We start from the raw sequence: 14,418 nt of genomic DNA, 5'->3' as shown, positions 1-14,418 counted from the left end.
TTTAAAAATGTCCTTTACAAAGGGTACACTTTATGTTGAGTTGTCTTTTTTATTTTGCTTGATTGCGAATAATATGTAATGCTTTCATTAACATTTGAGCATTTTTTTCTTCAATCTCTGCTTTACGGGGAATTGGTTCATACAATGGAGTAGGGTCTTCCCACGTTGGGATAAAAGGAACCGGTGATTGGGGCTGCCATTTTTCTAACCATTGGGCAGGTAGGGGACCTGATGGACAAGGCAAGTCTTTCATCTCGGTCCAAATAAAGGACCAAGCCCTCGGAACAACACGCCAAATATCATAACCTCCGCCACCTACTGCTATCCATTTCCCATCACAATATTCGTGGGCTAGCTTATGGGCTAGTTTCGGAATCTCTTGATAGATTTTCATAGTGCCATATAAATGGGTAAGGGGATCGAAATAATGGGCATCCGCACCATTTTGAGTAATGACGACATCGGGCTTAAAATAGTCAAATACTTCTCTAACGGCTTGTTCATAAATCATTAAAAAGCTTTCATCTTCTGTAAAGGCATCGATTGGAAAATTAAAGGATGTACCGTATCCTTGACCGTTCCCCCGTTCTGTCACATTGCCAGTGCCAGGAAAAAGGTAGCGTCCAGTCTCATGGATGGAAAGGGTACAGACGTCAGGATCATCATAAAAAGCCCATTGAACACCATCTCCATGATGGGCATCCGTATCGATATATAATACCCTTGCATTATATTTTTCTTGGATATAGCGTATAGCAACAGTGCTATCATTGTATATACAAAAACCTGAAGCCCGGCCATGGAAACCATGATGGAGTCCTCCACCAAGGTTTAAAGCATGCCTACTTTTCCCTTGCATCACATAATCCACAGCTTGTAATGTACTTCCTACTAATAGTGCACTTGCTTCATGCATATTTGTGAAAATAGGCGTATCTTCAGTGCCGATACCATACATTTCACATTGCTGTGGGGTTAGTAAACCGTGTCCTGCTTTTTTTACCGTATCGATATATTTTAAATCGTGTCCAAGGGCGATTTCTTCATCTGTTGCAACCCTTACCGGTATAATATCATCATCTGATAGGGCACCAATATTTTTCAATAAGTCCATTGTTAAAAGTAAGCGTGTATGATTAAAAGGGTGTGAATCTGAAAATTTATATCCGAGTTGTTCAGGAGAATAAATAAATACGGCATTTTTCATCATAGTTCTATCCCCGGTAAATTTGGCCATAAAACATGGAAGCCTTCTTTTCGTAAATCTTCAATAATTAAAAGAGGATTAATAATTTGAACTCGGATAGATAAAATTTTTGAATGGTCATTTTCAGAATCTGGATAAACTAAAACACTTAAAACGTTTGCTTTATGTTTTTTAAATACTTCGGCTATATTTGATAAAATACCTGGCTTGTCCGTTACCTTAATATCAATTTTGGAAGAAGGTTTGTTAGCACCTGTTAGCTCGATATATGTATAAAGTAAATCGGTTGTTGTAACAATCCCGACTAATTTTCCACCGGTAACAATAGGTAAGCAACTAATCTTTGATTCATATAAAGTAAGGGCAACATCCTCGACTGAATCAAGGGGATGACCGATTAACGGATTCTTTACCATAATTTTGTCTAAAGTAGTGTCATAAGTAACTTGATTTTCATCATCTGTTAATGAAGTAGGTAGTATATTTTTTAAATCATGTTGTGTAATGATTCCAACAACATAATTTTGATCATCCACTATAGGTAAATGTCTTATTTTTTTCTCTTTCAATAGCTGGATAGCATCTTTGACAGTATTAGAAGGTAATAGCGAATAGACATCTTTATTCATAATTTCTTCAATAATCATCTAATTTCCCCCTCGTTAATACATATATCGATTTCTAAAACGTAACTTGTCGAAGCGTTCTAATGTGTCGTCATTTACCCGTTTTCCAACTCGGGCCATTAAACAATTTGCTGGATGGGAACAAATTTCTGGATCATCGGTTGGGTAATATTCGAAGCCTACCACATTCATCATTCTCTCCATCATTTTTCGGTATTCCCAAATATTTAAACCAGTTCCTTTTAAATCCCAATGCCAATAATATTCCGTCGTAATAACTAAATAATCTTCCATCTCATCTCCCATGAAAGAAACTTGTAATAACTTTTTTCCTGCACCAAAACCTCGATAGCTTGGAATGACTTCTATTGCTCCTAATTCAATCATGTTTTCTATAGGATCATCTGACCAACTTTCCATTGGATCGGGATATAGATAAGTTACATAACCAACGACGGTGTTTCCATTACGCATAATGACAATTCGTCCTTCTTCAAGGTTTGCTATTCCTACTAAAGCTTTTTTCTGTTGCATTGGGGGTCTAAAGGATACTAAATCTTCATGGAAATCATAAAGCTGTAAATGTTCCGATGGGACAGGACCTTCTACGATTACAATTCCATGTTTCGTCTCCATTTCTACTGAATAAAAATTTTTAATATGTTCCATTCCAATTCGCTCCACAAAAAATGATAAATCCATTATATGATAAATTATGCACAAAATCGCTGAATTTCGTTAAAAATGCATGAATTATTTCAAAATTTAAAACATTCGACTCAAAATGTTCTGAATATTGTAAAATATGATTAGCTTATTTGAATAGAGAAATAGATTAGCATTTCAAAAACTATTTTGAATAAGTGGATTATTTCGTTTAAGCATTCGAAATTGATGAAAGGGGTAATTTTTATGGGGATAAAAATTACGGACAAACTAGCGATTGTTACGGGGAATCATCATTTAGAAAATTATGATGAAACAGTTGCAACTTTTAATTGGCAAGAAACTGAAAAATCCTTTAGTTGGTATACAACGGGGAAGGTTAATACAGCGTATGAGGCAATCGACAAACATGCAGAAAGCTTTAGAAAAAATAAGGTAGCGTTATTTTTTGATGATGGGATTCGAAAAGAAAGTTATACCTTTTATGACATGATGCGGTTGTCCAACAAAGCAGCGAACGTATTAAAGGAAAACTCAAGCTTACAGAAGGGTGATCGTTTATTTATTTTTATGCCCCGCTCACCTGAGCTATATTTTTCTTTATTGGGTGCTATTAAAATGGGTGTCATTGTTGGCCCATTGTTTGAAGCCTTTATGGAGGGTGCTGTTTATGATCGTCTAGCAGATAGTCAGGCTAAAGTGCTTGTAACAACCCCGAGTCTTTTAAACCGAGTACCAATCGAGAAGTTACCGCATTTAGAAACAATCTTCCTTGTTGGGGAACAAGTAGAAGAAAGTGGAAAAATAATTGATTTTAATCGTAGGTTAAAGGAAGCTTCTAGCTTTTATAATATAGAGTGGGTTGATTTAGAAGATGGACTGTTATTGCATTATACTTCAGGTTCAACGGGTGCCCCAAAAGGCGTTTTACACGTTCATAATGCAATGATTCAACACTATCAAACAGCGAAATGGGTTCTTGATTTACAAGAACAAGATATTTATTGGTGTACCGCAGATCCTGGATGGGTGACAGGAACCGCCTATGGAATTTTCGGCCCATGGTTAAACGGTGCGACGAATTTAATAATAGGTGGACGTTTTAGCCCACAAAGTTGGTATGGAGCTATTGAGCAGTACGGTGTAACCGTTTGGTATAGTGCGCCAACCGCCTTTCGAATGTTAATGGGTGCAGGTTCTAGTATTTTAGAGCAATATGATCTTTCTTCCCTTCGTCATGTATTATCAGTAGGGGAACCATTAAATCCCGAAGTCATCCGTTGGGGAATGGATGAATTAGGACATAGAATTCATGATACGTGGTGGATGACAGAAACAGGTGGTCATATTATTTGTAATTATCCTTCAATGGATATTAAGCCTGGGTCAATGGGAAAACCAGTACCTGGGATTTATGCAACGATTGTGGATGATGAAGGACATGAAGTTCCGCCGTTTACAATGGGTAATTTAGCTATTCGGAAAGGCTGGCCGTCGATGATGCGACAAATTTGGGGAAATCCTGAAAAATATGACTCTTATTTTTTAAAGGGAGAATGGTATGTTTCAGGAGATTCAGCTTATAAAGATGATGATGGCTATTTCTGGTTCCAAGGACGGGTTGATGATGTTATTATGACGTCTGGAGAACGGGTAGGTCCCTTTGAAGTAGAAAGTAAATTGTTGGAACATCCTGACGTCATCGAAGCTGGAGTCATTGGTAAACCAGATCCGATAAGGGGAGAAATTATTAAAGCCTTTATTGCATTACGTGAAGGAGTAGAACCATCGGAACAATTAGCAGAAGATATACGACATTTTGTAAAAGTCGGTCTTGCTGCTCATGCTGCTCCCCGTGAAATTGAATTTAAAGAAAAGCTTCCTAAAACACGGAGCGGTAAAATTATGCGTCGAGTTTTAAAAGCTTGGGAATTAAATCTTCCAACAGGAGACTTATCGACAATGGAAGATTAATAATTATTCATTCATATAATAACGGAAATGTTTCTAGTTATATTCATATTTATACAAAGAAATGAAGGATATTCATCGGTTTTAATGATGGATATTCCTTTTTTTTGTTTAAAAAATTATTAAAAATACAGTTGACTAAATATTTATGCAGAATTATACTATCCTTATCTTAGATGTAAAAAAAGTATATTAACAGATTGGCATAAAAATACATAAACTCATGTCAAAATATTTGGGGTGTGTTTTCAAATTATAGGGGTGAACTATATGAAAGTTGGTATTATCGGGGCTACTGGTTACGGTGGATTAGAACTTATTCGATTTTTACACAATCATCCAGAAGTACAACAGATAGAACTGTTTACATCTTCAGATGAAGGAGCCATTTTTTCATCAAAGTTTGGTCATTTATTAACGATACAAGATACGCCATTACAAAAAATCGATATAGAGACACTAGCCCATTTAGATGTTGTATTTACGAGTACTCCTTCAGGGGTAACAAGTACTCTATTACCTCCTCTAGTTGGTGTAGGACCGAAGATAATCGACTTATCGGGAGACTATCGATTAAAGGATTTAGAGGTATTTGAAAAATGGTATAACAAACAGCCTGCTCCGAAACAGCTTGTGAAGCAAAGTGTTTATGGACTAACTGAATGGAATGAAAGGAATATTCAATTAGCCCATTTAGTCGCCAATCCAGGTTGCTATCCGACCGCTGTTTTACTTTCCATATTACCGTTAATAAAAGAAGGGTTAATTGATCCTAACTACTTAGTCATTGATGCGAAAAGCGGTGTATCTGGAGCAGGAAATAAACTTTCACAAACAACCCATTATAGTGAAATGAATGAAAACTTCTCAATTTATAAAGTAAATGAACATCAACATATTCCTGAAATTGAACAGGCGATTGAGCTATTTGCGGATGTGAAAACGACAATTACTTTTAATACCCATTTAGTTCCGATGACACGCGGAATCTTAGCGACAACATATGCACCAGTAATCAATGGCGTTTCTAATGAACAGTTAACGGAATGTTTAATGGAAACGTATAAAGATCATCCATTTGTCCGTGTTGTTTCTAGCGGCACATCGATAGGAACAAGCCGAGTAAAAGGTTCGAACTATTGCGATATTTTAGTGAAACTAGATGAAAGAACGAATCGAGCAACAATTGTAAGCGTCATCGACAATTTAGTAAAAGGAGCTGCGGGGCAAGCGATTCAAAATATGAACGTTCAATTTCATATGCCTCAAACATTTGGTTTGGATGTCATACCGTTATTTATTTAAGGGGGAGAAAAATGTCAAACGTATTATATGAATTGAAAAAAATATCTAGTAAAAATATAGTTGCACCAAAAGGGTTTTCTGCTGCAGGTATTCATTGTGGTATAAAACATAAGAAAAAGGATTTAGCTATTTTAGCTAGTGAAGTACCTGCCAGTGTTGCGGGTGTATTTACAACAAATGCTGTGCAAGCTGCACCATTATTTGTTACAAAGGAAGTTGTTTATAACACTGGTAAAATGCAAGCCATCATCGTTAATTCAGGAAATGCCAATGCGTGTACAGGAAAACAAGGCATGGCCGATGCATATGAAATGCAAAAGTTAGCAGCTAATAAGCTTGGTATTTCCCCTTCTTATGTTGGGGTAGCTTCAACGGGCGTGATAGGCGAAATGATGAAGATGGAACCTATTCGAACTGGAGTTGAAAAACTTCAATTGGGAAAATCCCTTGAAAACGGTATTGATTTCGCTCAGGCTATTTTAACGACAGATACGGTTATGAAAAATACATCCTATAGTACCCTTATTGATGGGAAAGAAATAATCATTTCCGGTACAGCAAAAGGCTCCGGTATGATTGAACCTAATATGGCTACAATGCTAGGGTTTATTACAACCGATGCCAACATTGAATCAAAGGAATTGCAAGCAGCTCTGTCAGAAATTACGGAGCTAACCTTTAATGCCATAACTGTAGACGGGGATACATCTACGAATGATACGGTAATCGTAATGGCAAATGGATTAGCGGGGAATGACCCATTATCACCGTCCCATCCTGATTGGGATAACTTTTATCGAACATTAAAGGCTGTTGCAGAGGACTTAGCTAAATCGATTGCCCGTGACGGGGAAGGAGCAACGAAGTTAATCGAAGTAAAAGTTGATGGTGCTTTAAATGACGAAGAAGCACGGAAAATTGCTAAAACGGTTGTCGGCTCCCCATTGGTCAAAACAGCTGTATTTGGTAATGATGCCAACTGGGGCCGAATTATTGCAGCTGTTGGTTACAGTGGTGCCAGCATTGATCCTGAAAAAATCTCTATTAAAATCGGACCTGCCCTTATGGTTCAAAATGGTGAACCTATTCCGTTTTCAGAGGAACAATTAACGGATATTTTAAAATCCAATGAAGTAAAAATTACCGTTTCTTTAGCCCAAGGTGATGGACACGGATTAGCGTGGGGGTGTGATTTAACATATGATTATGTCCAAATCAATGCATCCTACCGATCGTAAAAAAATTGTTATTAAACTTGGTGGAAGTACATTAGAAGGTTTAAATAAAACCTTTTTTTCTAATTTTAAAGTTTTACAACAAAGTGGGTATGATATCATCATTACTCATGGTGGGGGACCTGCTATCAATCGAGAGTTAGAAAAGCAAAATATAACATCAAAAGTATTAAATGGGATTCGAATCACGAGTAAAGAAGCGATGGATATTGTGCAATCTACATTAATCGGAAAAGTGAATCCTACACTTGTAGGAGAGTTAAATGAAGCAGGAATAACCGCTATAGGGTTAAATGGTTTTGATGGTCAATTGCTACAGTGTGAATTATTAGATTTTGATACTTATGGATATGTAGGGAAAATAATGAATGTGAATACCGATTTACTGCATCAATTGTGTAAACAACAAATTGTTCCGGTCGTTGCTTGTGTTGGTACCGCAATGAACGGTCAGGGGCTCAACATAAATGGGGATACGGTGGCAAGTGAAGTCGCGTTAGCGATAGAGGCAGAAAGCTTATTACTTGTGACAGATGTTTGTGGGATACGAGTCAATGACGTATACAGGAAAGAAGCTACACCTAGTTTAATCGAGAAGTGGATTGAGGAAGGAGCAATTTATGGGGGAATGATCCCAAAAGTTCAAAGTGCTATTCAAGTTTTAAATTCAGGAATTCCTTCAGTCCAAATTGTGAATGACCAGTTAATCGGAACGACGATTGTTCCTTCCTTTAGTGAAAATGTCGTCTCTAAATAAAATATAAGGGGTGCAAAACAAAAATGAATGCATTATTTAATAATTATTCAAGAAGACCTATTAGCCTTGTAGAGGGAAAGGGAACAGTCGTTACGGATTCCAACGGAAAACAATATTTAGATTTTACGAGTGGTATTGCGGTTTGCAGTCTTGGTCATGCCCACCCTTCTTTAGTGGAAACCATTAAAGAACAGAGTGAAAAAATTTGGCATACTAGTAATTTGTTCGAAAGTCCAGGTCAAGTGGTTTTAGCGGAAAGTTTAATAAAAAATAATCATTTGTCCCATGCCCTTTTTTGTAATAGTGGTGCAGAAGCCAATGAAGCTGCTATTAAACTAGCAAGAAAATATACTGGAAAACACCGTATTATTACTTTTGAAAATTCTTTTCATGGTCGAACGTTTGGAGCGATGTCGGCTACAGGACAAAAGAAAATACATCAAGGATTTGGGCCGCTGCTAGACCAATTTATTTATTTACCTTTTAATGATGTGGAAGCTTTACAAGAGAAGGTAGATGATTCAGTAGCTGCTATTATGCTTGAAGTTGTACAAGGTGAAGGTGGTGTTCATGCAGTTACAGAACCATTTGCTCAAGCGATTCAAGATATTTGTGAAAAAAATTCGATTTTACTAATTGTCGATGAAGTACAAACAGGTATCGGTCGTACCGGTACACGCTTTGCCTTCGAGCAAACACCTTTAAAACCTAACATTGTTTCGATTGCAAAGGGGTTAGGTGGAGGATTCCCGATTGCTGGAATTTTAGCAACTAGTGAATTGTATGAAACATTTGGCCCTGGATCCCACGGTACAACATTTGGTGGAAATCCATTAGCTGTTGCTGTAGCTCAAAAGGTTATCGATATTGTTTTTGAACAATTCTTTTTAGAAGATGTACAAGAAAAATCAAACTACCTCCTTCAAAAATTACATGAAACACTACCAAAAGATCAATTTGCTATTCGTGGAAAAGGGTTACTCCTTGGCATTGATTGTGGTATGGATGTCTCCCATTTTGTAACGGAAGCAGAAGAAGCGGGGTTATTGCTTGTAGGGGCAGGCCCTAATGTCCTTCGTTTACTACCACCATTAACTGTTACGAAGGAAGAGATGGACGAAGCAGTAGAAATTTTGAAAAAAGTGTTATTAACAAACAAAAGCGCAATCTCAACTAGTTGAGATTGCGCTTTATTTATGAATCTATTGATTGGTATCGGTAGAACCACTGTTGACTCCAGCTGCAGGTTTATCTGTACCAGAACCTGTTTCTTTATCAGGATTTTTTCCGGTATCCGTATTGGAATCTTTATCGTTTGTTTTGCCATCCGTATCTTTATCAGTTCCTGCGTTAGCATCATTATTTTGATTATCTTTGTTAGCATCTTTGTCTGCATCTTTATTTTCTTCTTTAGTCGGTTCTTTAGGTTCGACTTCTTTTGTAGCTATCGTATTAGATTGGGAAGACTCTTTACCTGTTATATCGACAGCTACTACCATGTAAGAGCGATCTTTTGCCACTGTGAATTTCAGACTTTGACCGTCTTTTAATGTAGCAACTAATGAACGTTTGCCATCAGTAATTTCATACACTCTGTAACCGACGACATCATTCGAAGACGATTTTGACCAAGTCATTGTTGCCCCTTTTAATGATGCTTTGACACCATTAGGTGCCTTGTCATCGGCATTAAATTTAGCTGAAGAAACGACTTTACTATTTTCACTCTTTGGCCATAGTTTAGAAGGATCTCCTCCTAATCTACCGAGCATTTTATCTGCAAAATCAGGGTTTATACCGGCCCCTCCTTTAATAACAAATTCACTAGGAGTAGATTCTAGAGCGCGATATGCTTTTCCATTAATCATAACCGATGATGCCGAAATTAAACTATCATCAGTACGACTTGGAACAAAGGCATTTCGATTAAATAAATCGGATCGAACAAGACCAGCTTGAGAACACGCCTTCGATGGAGCATCCCCGGAAATTCCACAGAAGGAAGCGGAAATTACATTTTTCGGTCGTGCAAATTGTTTATCCGTATCCACTAATTCAGGGTTTGCATCGTATTGGGAATTCATCAATTTCGCCCAAAGTAAGTTTACTCGTTCACTTGGCTGTCCGTACGTATTATTAAAACGACTAAGGGTTTTCGGTTTGTCATAACCCATCCAAACACCTAATGTTACATTCGGATTATAACCGACTAACCATACGTCTTTATACTCTTGTGTCGTACCTGTTTTAGCAGCAAAATCAGCAGAGAATTTTAAATTACGTCTTGCTTTTGTCGCTGTACCATATTCTAAAGTATCCCTTAACATATCGGTAACGATATAAGATGTCTCAGGCGAGAATACAGGAACAGGTTCTGCTTTGTGCTCGTAAACGACATTACCATCTAAATCTTCAATTCGCTCAATCATATAGGCATCAATGAATTGACCCCCATTAGCAAAGGTAGCAAAGGCATTTGTATTTTCTTCTACTGTTGGTCCTGTATGCATTGCACCGATAGCTAGCGATAAGTTATCACCTTCACCTTCTCTCAAAGTAGAGAAGTCCATTTTTTCTAAATAGGATGTAGGTTGTCTATCTCTAATTGAATCATATAAACGTATAGCAGCTAAGTTTTGTGATTTTGCTAAAGCTTCTCGGGCAGGAATAATACCCATTTCTTGCGTTGCAGAATAGTTGGAAGGTGACCAGCCTCTATAAGAAAACTTCACGTCTACTACAGGACTTCCTGCACCAATTACTCCATATTCAACGGCAGGTGCATAAACTAATAATGGTTTCATCGTCGAACCGTTTTGGCGTTGTGCTTGTGTTGCGTGGTTCAATTGTTCAAGTTTGAAATCCCGACCACCGACAAAACTTAAAATTCTTCCTGTGCCATTTTCAATCATCATTCCACCAAGTTGAACAGGTTCTTCTACCACTTCTTCTTTGCCTGTTTCTTCATTTACCTTTGTGGAAGTATACGTATAACCGTAGCTTTTGAAGTTTTTAGCAGCTTCCTGCATCGCGTCATACATTTCTTTATTGATAGTAGAGTAAATTTTATAACCACCAGAACGTAAATCCCGATCGGCTAAAATCATATATTTTTCCTTTAAGTTTTCTTCTTCCTCTAAACGTTGTGGATCAATGCCATCTTTTTCTGCAAGCTTTTCAGCTAAAATTTTCTTTGCTCGATCTTCCAGTTCATAAGTAAGGTATGGATATTTATCAATTGCTTCTGGTTCCGGTTTACGGAAATCTTTTGTAATATCGTAATTCACCGCTTGTTCATATGCAGTTTGATCTATGTAGCCAGCTGTAAGCATTCGATTTAAAACAGTTTTCATTCGGTCAATTCCCGGTTTTAAACCTTCAGCATCCTTTAATTCACCTGTATTGGTGAAAGGTGTATGGGCAAAGGGTGCTTGTGGAATTCCAGCAATATAGGCAGCCTGTGGTAATGTTAAATCAGCTGCGGAGACACCGAAAATACCTTGGGCAGCAGTTTCGACACCGGCAATGTTAACTCCTGAAGCATTACGACCGTAAGGAATAATATTTAAATAAGCTTCTAATATTTCTTCCTTCGACATAAATTTTTCCAATCTTAACGCAAGTAAAATTTCTCTAGCTTTTCGTTCGTAGGAAACTTCATTCGTTAAAATTTGGTTTTTAATTAATTGTTGTGTTAAAGTGGACCCTCCTGTTTGGGTAGAGGAGTTCGTAAAGTCTTGGAATACTCCACGAAGGACGGCTTTAGGGACAATTCCATCGTGCTCCCGGAAATATTCATCTTCTGTAGCAAGTACTGCATTAATCAAAGTAGGAGATACTTTATTAATAGAAGTTTCTCTTCGTTCGATATCAGTACGAATTTTCCCTATGTAAACTTCATTTGCAAAATACATTTCACTCGTTTCTTCATAGCTATAAATCTGTTCCCTCATTTCTTCTTTAGAAAGGAGTGGATCGTCTTTTACGAGGGATGCAAAATAGCCAAGTCCTATACCGCCAACGAATACGATCGCAGTAGTTAGGAAGATTAAAAATATGAGAGCTAAGTTCCATATCACACTACCAGTAATTCTTAATCGACTCATTTTTTTGGATGAAGCCAAGGTATCTATTTTTTCATTGATATGTTTCAATTTATTTTTTAAATGACTTAACCATTCTTTCACTTTCTCGACCCCCTTAAAATCCTGTTTATTATAGCATATTTCCCACATGTGTTAATATATTTATTGACAATCAATTTAGGAAGAGTACAATATACTATAATAGTTTTTCAAGTGTAGATGAGTCTGAAGTAATGTTTACATTCCCTGTTATAGAGAGCTAGCGGCTGGTGAAAGCTAGACATAATGTAAAACATGAATTACGTTCTTGGAGCTTGAACGACCCCGTTGCGTTAAAACGATAATGAGAGGAAGAAAATCTTATTGATAGATTTCTTCAAGCTGGGTGGTACCGCGTTTTTGTAATGAACGTCCCTGCATGTAATTTATGTTACATGTGGGGACTTTTTATTTTGTTTATCAATTATTTTATAAAATCAAATATGTAAATGGAGGAAAAAACATGACAAACCCTTTAATTGAAGATTTACAATGGCGTGGCTTGTTATATCAACAAACGGACGCAGAAGGTATGGAAAAATTATTAAATGAAGAAAAGGTTTCTTTGTATGTTGGTGTAGACCCAACTGCAGATTCCATGCATATTGGACATATCGTTCCATTATTAACGTTACGTAGATTCCAACAAGCAGGACACCGACCGATTTTACTTGTTGGTGGAGCTACAGGAATGATAGGGGATCCATCAGGACGTTCAACAGAGCGAAATTTATTAACAGAAGAGCAAATTGCGAAAAATGTTGCTGGCTTAAAAGCTCAAATGGAGCGAATTTTTGATTTTAGTAAATCAGAAAATGGGGCAAAGCTTGTAAATAACTATGACTGGATTGGGAAATTAAGTGTCATTGACTTCCTACGTGATTATGGGAAATTAGTGAATGTTAATTATTTACTTGCAAAAGATACTATTGCTTCTCGACTTGAAACTGGAATTTCCTTTACAGAATTTTCGTATACGCTCATTCAAGGAATCGATTTTAATTACTTGTATGATAACTATGATGTACGCATTCAAGTAGGTGGTTCTGACCAATGGGGGAACATTACTACAGGTCTTGAAGTAATCCGTAAAACCCATGAAGAAGAAACGAAAGCATTTGGGATTACGATTCCATTAGTGACAAAAGCAGATGGAACGAAATTTGGTAAAACAGCGGGTGGTGCTGTATGGTTAGATCCAGAAAAAACATCTCCTTATGAGTTTTACCAATTTTGGGTAAATGCTGCCGATGCAGATGTAGTAAAATATTTAAAAATCTTTACATTCCTATCCCGTGAAGAAATTGAAGCTTTAGAAGTTTCAGTACAAGAAGAGCCTCATTTACGTAAAGCACAAAAAACATTAGCTGCAGAAATGACAAAGCTGATTCATGGGGAAGAGGGATTAGACCAAGCAGAACGTATTACAGCTGCTTTATTCTCAGGAGACTTAAAAAGTTTATCGGTAGATGAAATGAAAGTTGCCTTTGCAGGAGTTCCTTCCGTGGAACTTTCAAAAGAGGATAAAAATATTGTTGATTTACTTGTGGAAGCAAGTATTTCTTCTTCAAAACGTCAAGCACGTGAAGACGTAACAAATGGTGCCATTTTAGTAAATGGTGAAAAGGTAACAGACCTAGACTATATGGTAGATGCAAAAGATCGTTTAGAAGATGCCTTTGCCATCATTCGTCGTGGGAAGAAAAAATATCATATGGTGAAATTTAATTAATAAAAAAGGCGATCCAAATTTTGTTTGGATTGCCTTTTTTCATCTTACAAAGTGTTAGCTGCCCTGTAACATATTTACTGATTATTTAAGAAAGTGTGGGGAAATAACCCGTTTTTCTTCCTATTTAACTAGAGATTTCCGAAAAGAAAGGTTTACTTCTTATTATTTTGTGAGGCGATGAATACTAAATTCAAGATCCTTCTGTAAATGATCAATCATTAATTGTTCTGCTAGATGGGCATCATGGGTAGCGATAGCGTTATAGATTGCGGCATGTTCTTCGATTAAATGTGGTCTCTTTTGTTGAACAACAGTTTTTCGAAGTAAATAAATGATGGATTGCATTCGATCGATAATTTTTACGATCTCTGGGTTGTGGGTTTCCTCTACAATAATTTGATGGAATAAGAAATTGGCTTCCATTACTTCTTCCATTGTCCCTTTTTGCCCAATTTCAACACATTCTTTTAGTCTTCCTAGCGCATCTTTTGAAATATAATCAGCGCAATAACGAGCGGCGAAACTTTCTAATAAAATACGTACTTGGAAAATATTGCGAATATCGATCGGTGTTGGACTAAAAATTCGTTTATTTTTTATCAGCCCTTCTTGTTCAAGTTTTGCAATGGCTGAACGAATTGGTGTTCTGCTTATACTAAGTTCCTCGGCAAGTTTTTCCTCTGTCAGTTTTGTATTCGGCTCAATTTTACCTGTTAATATTTGATCGCGTAAATATTCATATGCGTAAGTATAAGAATGTACATCTTTTTTCTTCAAAACAATCGACTCCTGATG

General features: G+C 36.9%; 11 protein-coding genes and 1 other annotated feature. Of the genes, 6 read left to right on the top strand and 5 right to left on the bottom strand.

Annotated features, from left to right (window positions below):
- Positions 1-49: 49 nt before the first annotated feature.
- Genes MHH69_RS12670 through MHH69_RS12660 form a run of 3 tightly spaced genes read right to left on the bottom strand, consistent with a single transcriptional unit; the run spans position 50 to position 2,502 of the window.
- Positions 50-1,207, bottom strand: coding sequence for an acetoin utilization protein AcuC (locus MHH69_RS12670; RefSeq protein WP_122973632.1), 1,158 nt, complete (start codon positions 1,205-1,207; stop codon positions 50-52).
- The gene (locus MHH69_RS12665) at positions 1,207-1,854 is read right to left on the bottom strand and encodes an acetoin utilization AcuB family protein (protein ID WP_122973625.1); all 648 of its coding nucleotides are present in this window, start codon (positions 1,852-1,854) and stop codon (positions 1,207-1,209) included. Before MHH69_RS12665 ends, MHH69_RS12670 begins: the two co-directional genes overlap by 1 nt.
- Positions 1,855-1,869: 15 nt before the next feature.
- Positions 1,870-2,502, bottom strand: coding sequence for a GNAT family N-acetyltransferase (locus MHH69_RS12660; RefSeq protein WP_341362483.1), 633 nt, complete (start codon positions 2,500-2,502; stop codon positions 1,870-1,872).
- Between the two features lie 243 nt (positions 2,503-2,745).
- On the opposite strand from MHH69_RS12660, the gene acsA reads away from it, so the two are divergent.
- The 5 genes from acsA to MHH69_RS12635 all read left to right on the top strand — a co-directional run bounded on the left by acsA (position 2,746) and on the right by MHH69_RS12635 (position 8,948).
- A complete protein-coding gene (acsA, locus tag MHH69_RS12655; protein WP_341362482.1) occupies positions 2,746-4,473 on the top strand; it encodes an acetate--CoA ligase in 1,728 nt (575 codons plus the stop codon).
- 267 nt (positions 4,474-4,740) lie between these two features.
- Positions 4,741-5,775, top strand: coding sequence for an N-acetyl-gamma-glutamyl-phosphate reductase (gene argC / locus MHH69_RS12650; RefSeq protein WP_122973628.1), 1,035 nt, complete (start codon positions 4,741-4,743; stop codon positions 5,773-5,775).
- Positions 5,776-5,786: 11 nt separating this feature from the next.
- Positions 5,787-7,013 (top strand): bifunctional ornithine acetyltransferase/N-acetylglutamate synthase, encoded by a 1,227-nt coding sequence (argJ, locus tag MHH69_RS12645; RefSeq protein WP_341362481.1) that lies wholly within the window; start codon positions 5,787-5,789, stop codon positions 7,011-7,013.
- Positions 6,976-7,767 (top strand): acetylglutamate kinase, encoded by a 792-nt coding sequence (gene argB, locus MHH69_RS12640; protein WP_341362480.1) that lies wholly within the window; start codon positions 6,976-6,978, stop codon positions 7,765-7,767. The genes argJ and argB overlap by 38 nt, the downstream gene beginning before the upstream one ends.
- A 23-nt stretch (positions 7,768-7,790) precedes the next feature.
- Positions 7,791-8,948, top strand: coding sequence for an acetylornithine transaminase (locus tag MHH69_RS12635; protein WP_341362479.1), 1,158 nt, complete (start codon positions 7,791-7,793; stop codon positions 8,946-8,948).
- A gap of 21 nt (positions 8,949-8,969) precedes the next feature.
- On the opposite strand, the gene MHH69_RS12630 is transcribed toward MHH69_RS12635, so the two are convergent.
- Complete coding sequence (locus MHH69_RS12630) at positions 8,970-11,873, bottom strand: transglycosylase domain-containing protein (protein ID WP_241559273.1); 2,904 nt, start codon at positions 11,871-11,873, stop codon at positions 8,970-8,972.
- Between the two features lie 186 nt (positions 11,874-12,059).
- Positions 12,060-12,271: a binding site (T-box leader), on the top strand.
- Between the two features lie 83 nt (positions 12,272-12,354).
- Here MHH69_RS12630 and tyrS point away from each other — a divergent pair.
- On the top strand, positions 12,355-13,623 hold the full coding sequence (gene tyrS / locus MHH69_RS12625) for a tyrosine--tRNA ligase (RefSeq protein ID WP_341362478.1): 1,269 nt from the start codon (positions 12,355-12,357) through the stop codon (positions 13,621-13,623).
- Between the two features lie 162 nt (positions 13,624-13,785).
- Here tyrS and MHH69_RS12620 read toward each other — a convergent pair whose 3' ends face one another.
- Positions 13,786-14,400, bottom strand: a complete 615-nt coding sequence (locus MHH69_RS12620) for a GntR family transcriptional regulator (RefSeq protein WP_122971081.1) — start codon at positions 14,398-14,400, stop codon at positions 13,786-13,788.
- Positions 14,401-14,418 lie beyond the last annotated feature (18 nt).

It is taken from the genome of Ureibacillus sp. FSL E2-3493, assembly GCF_038077515.1.
Taxonomy (GTDB): Bacteria; Bacillota; Bacilli; order Bacillales_A; family Planococcaceae; genus Ureibacillus; species Ureibacillus halotolerans.
This window is presented reverse-complemented; position numbering and strand designations above follow the sequence as displayed.

Bases quoted from the DNA above. Each gene is read 5' to 3' on its own strand.
- MHH69_RS12630 (WP_241559273.1), bottom strand. From the start codon at position 11,873: ATGAGTCGATTAAGAATTACTGGTAGTGTGATATGGAACTTAGCTCTC.
- MHH69_RS12635 (WP_341362479.1), top strand. From the start codon at position 7,791: ATGAATGCATTATTTAATAATTATTCAAGAAGACCTATTAGCCTTGTA.
- MHH69_RS12670 (WP_122973632.1), bottom strand. From the start codon at position 1,207: ATGAAAAATGCCGTATTTATTTATTCTCCTGAACAACTCGGATATAAA.
- argJ (WP_341362481.1), top strand. From the start codon at position 5,787: ATGTCAAACGTATTATATGAATTGAAAAAAATATCTAGTAAAAATATA.
- tyrS (WP_341362478.1), top strand. From the start codon at position 12,355: ATGACAAACCCTTTAATTGAAGATTTACAATGGCGTGGCTTGTTATAT.
- MHH69_RS12660 (WP_341362483.1), bottom strand. From the start codon at position 2,502: ATGGAACATATTAAAAATTTTTATTCAGTAGAAATGGAGACGAAACAT.
- MHH69_RS12665 (WP_122973625.1), bottom strand. From the start codon at position 1,854: ATGATTATTGAAGAAATTATGAATAAAGATGTCTATTCGCTATTACCT.
- acsA (WP_341362482.1), top strand. From the start codon at position 2,746: ATGGGGATAAAAATTACGGACAAACTAGCGATTGTTACGGGGAATCAT.
- argC (WP_122973628.1), top strand. From the start codon at position 4,741: ATGAAAGTTGGTATTATCGGGGCTACTGGTTACGGTGGATTAGAACTT.
- argB (WP_341362480.1), top strand. From the start codon at position 6,976: ATGATTATGTCCAAATCAATGCATCCTACCGATCGTAAAAAAATTGTT.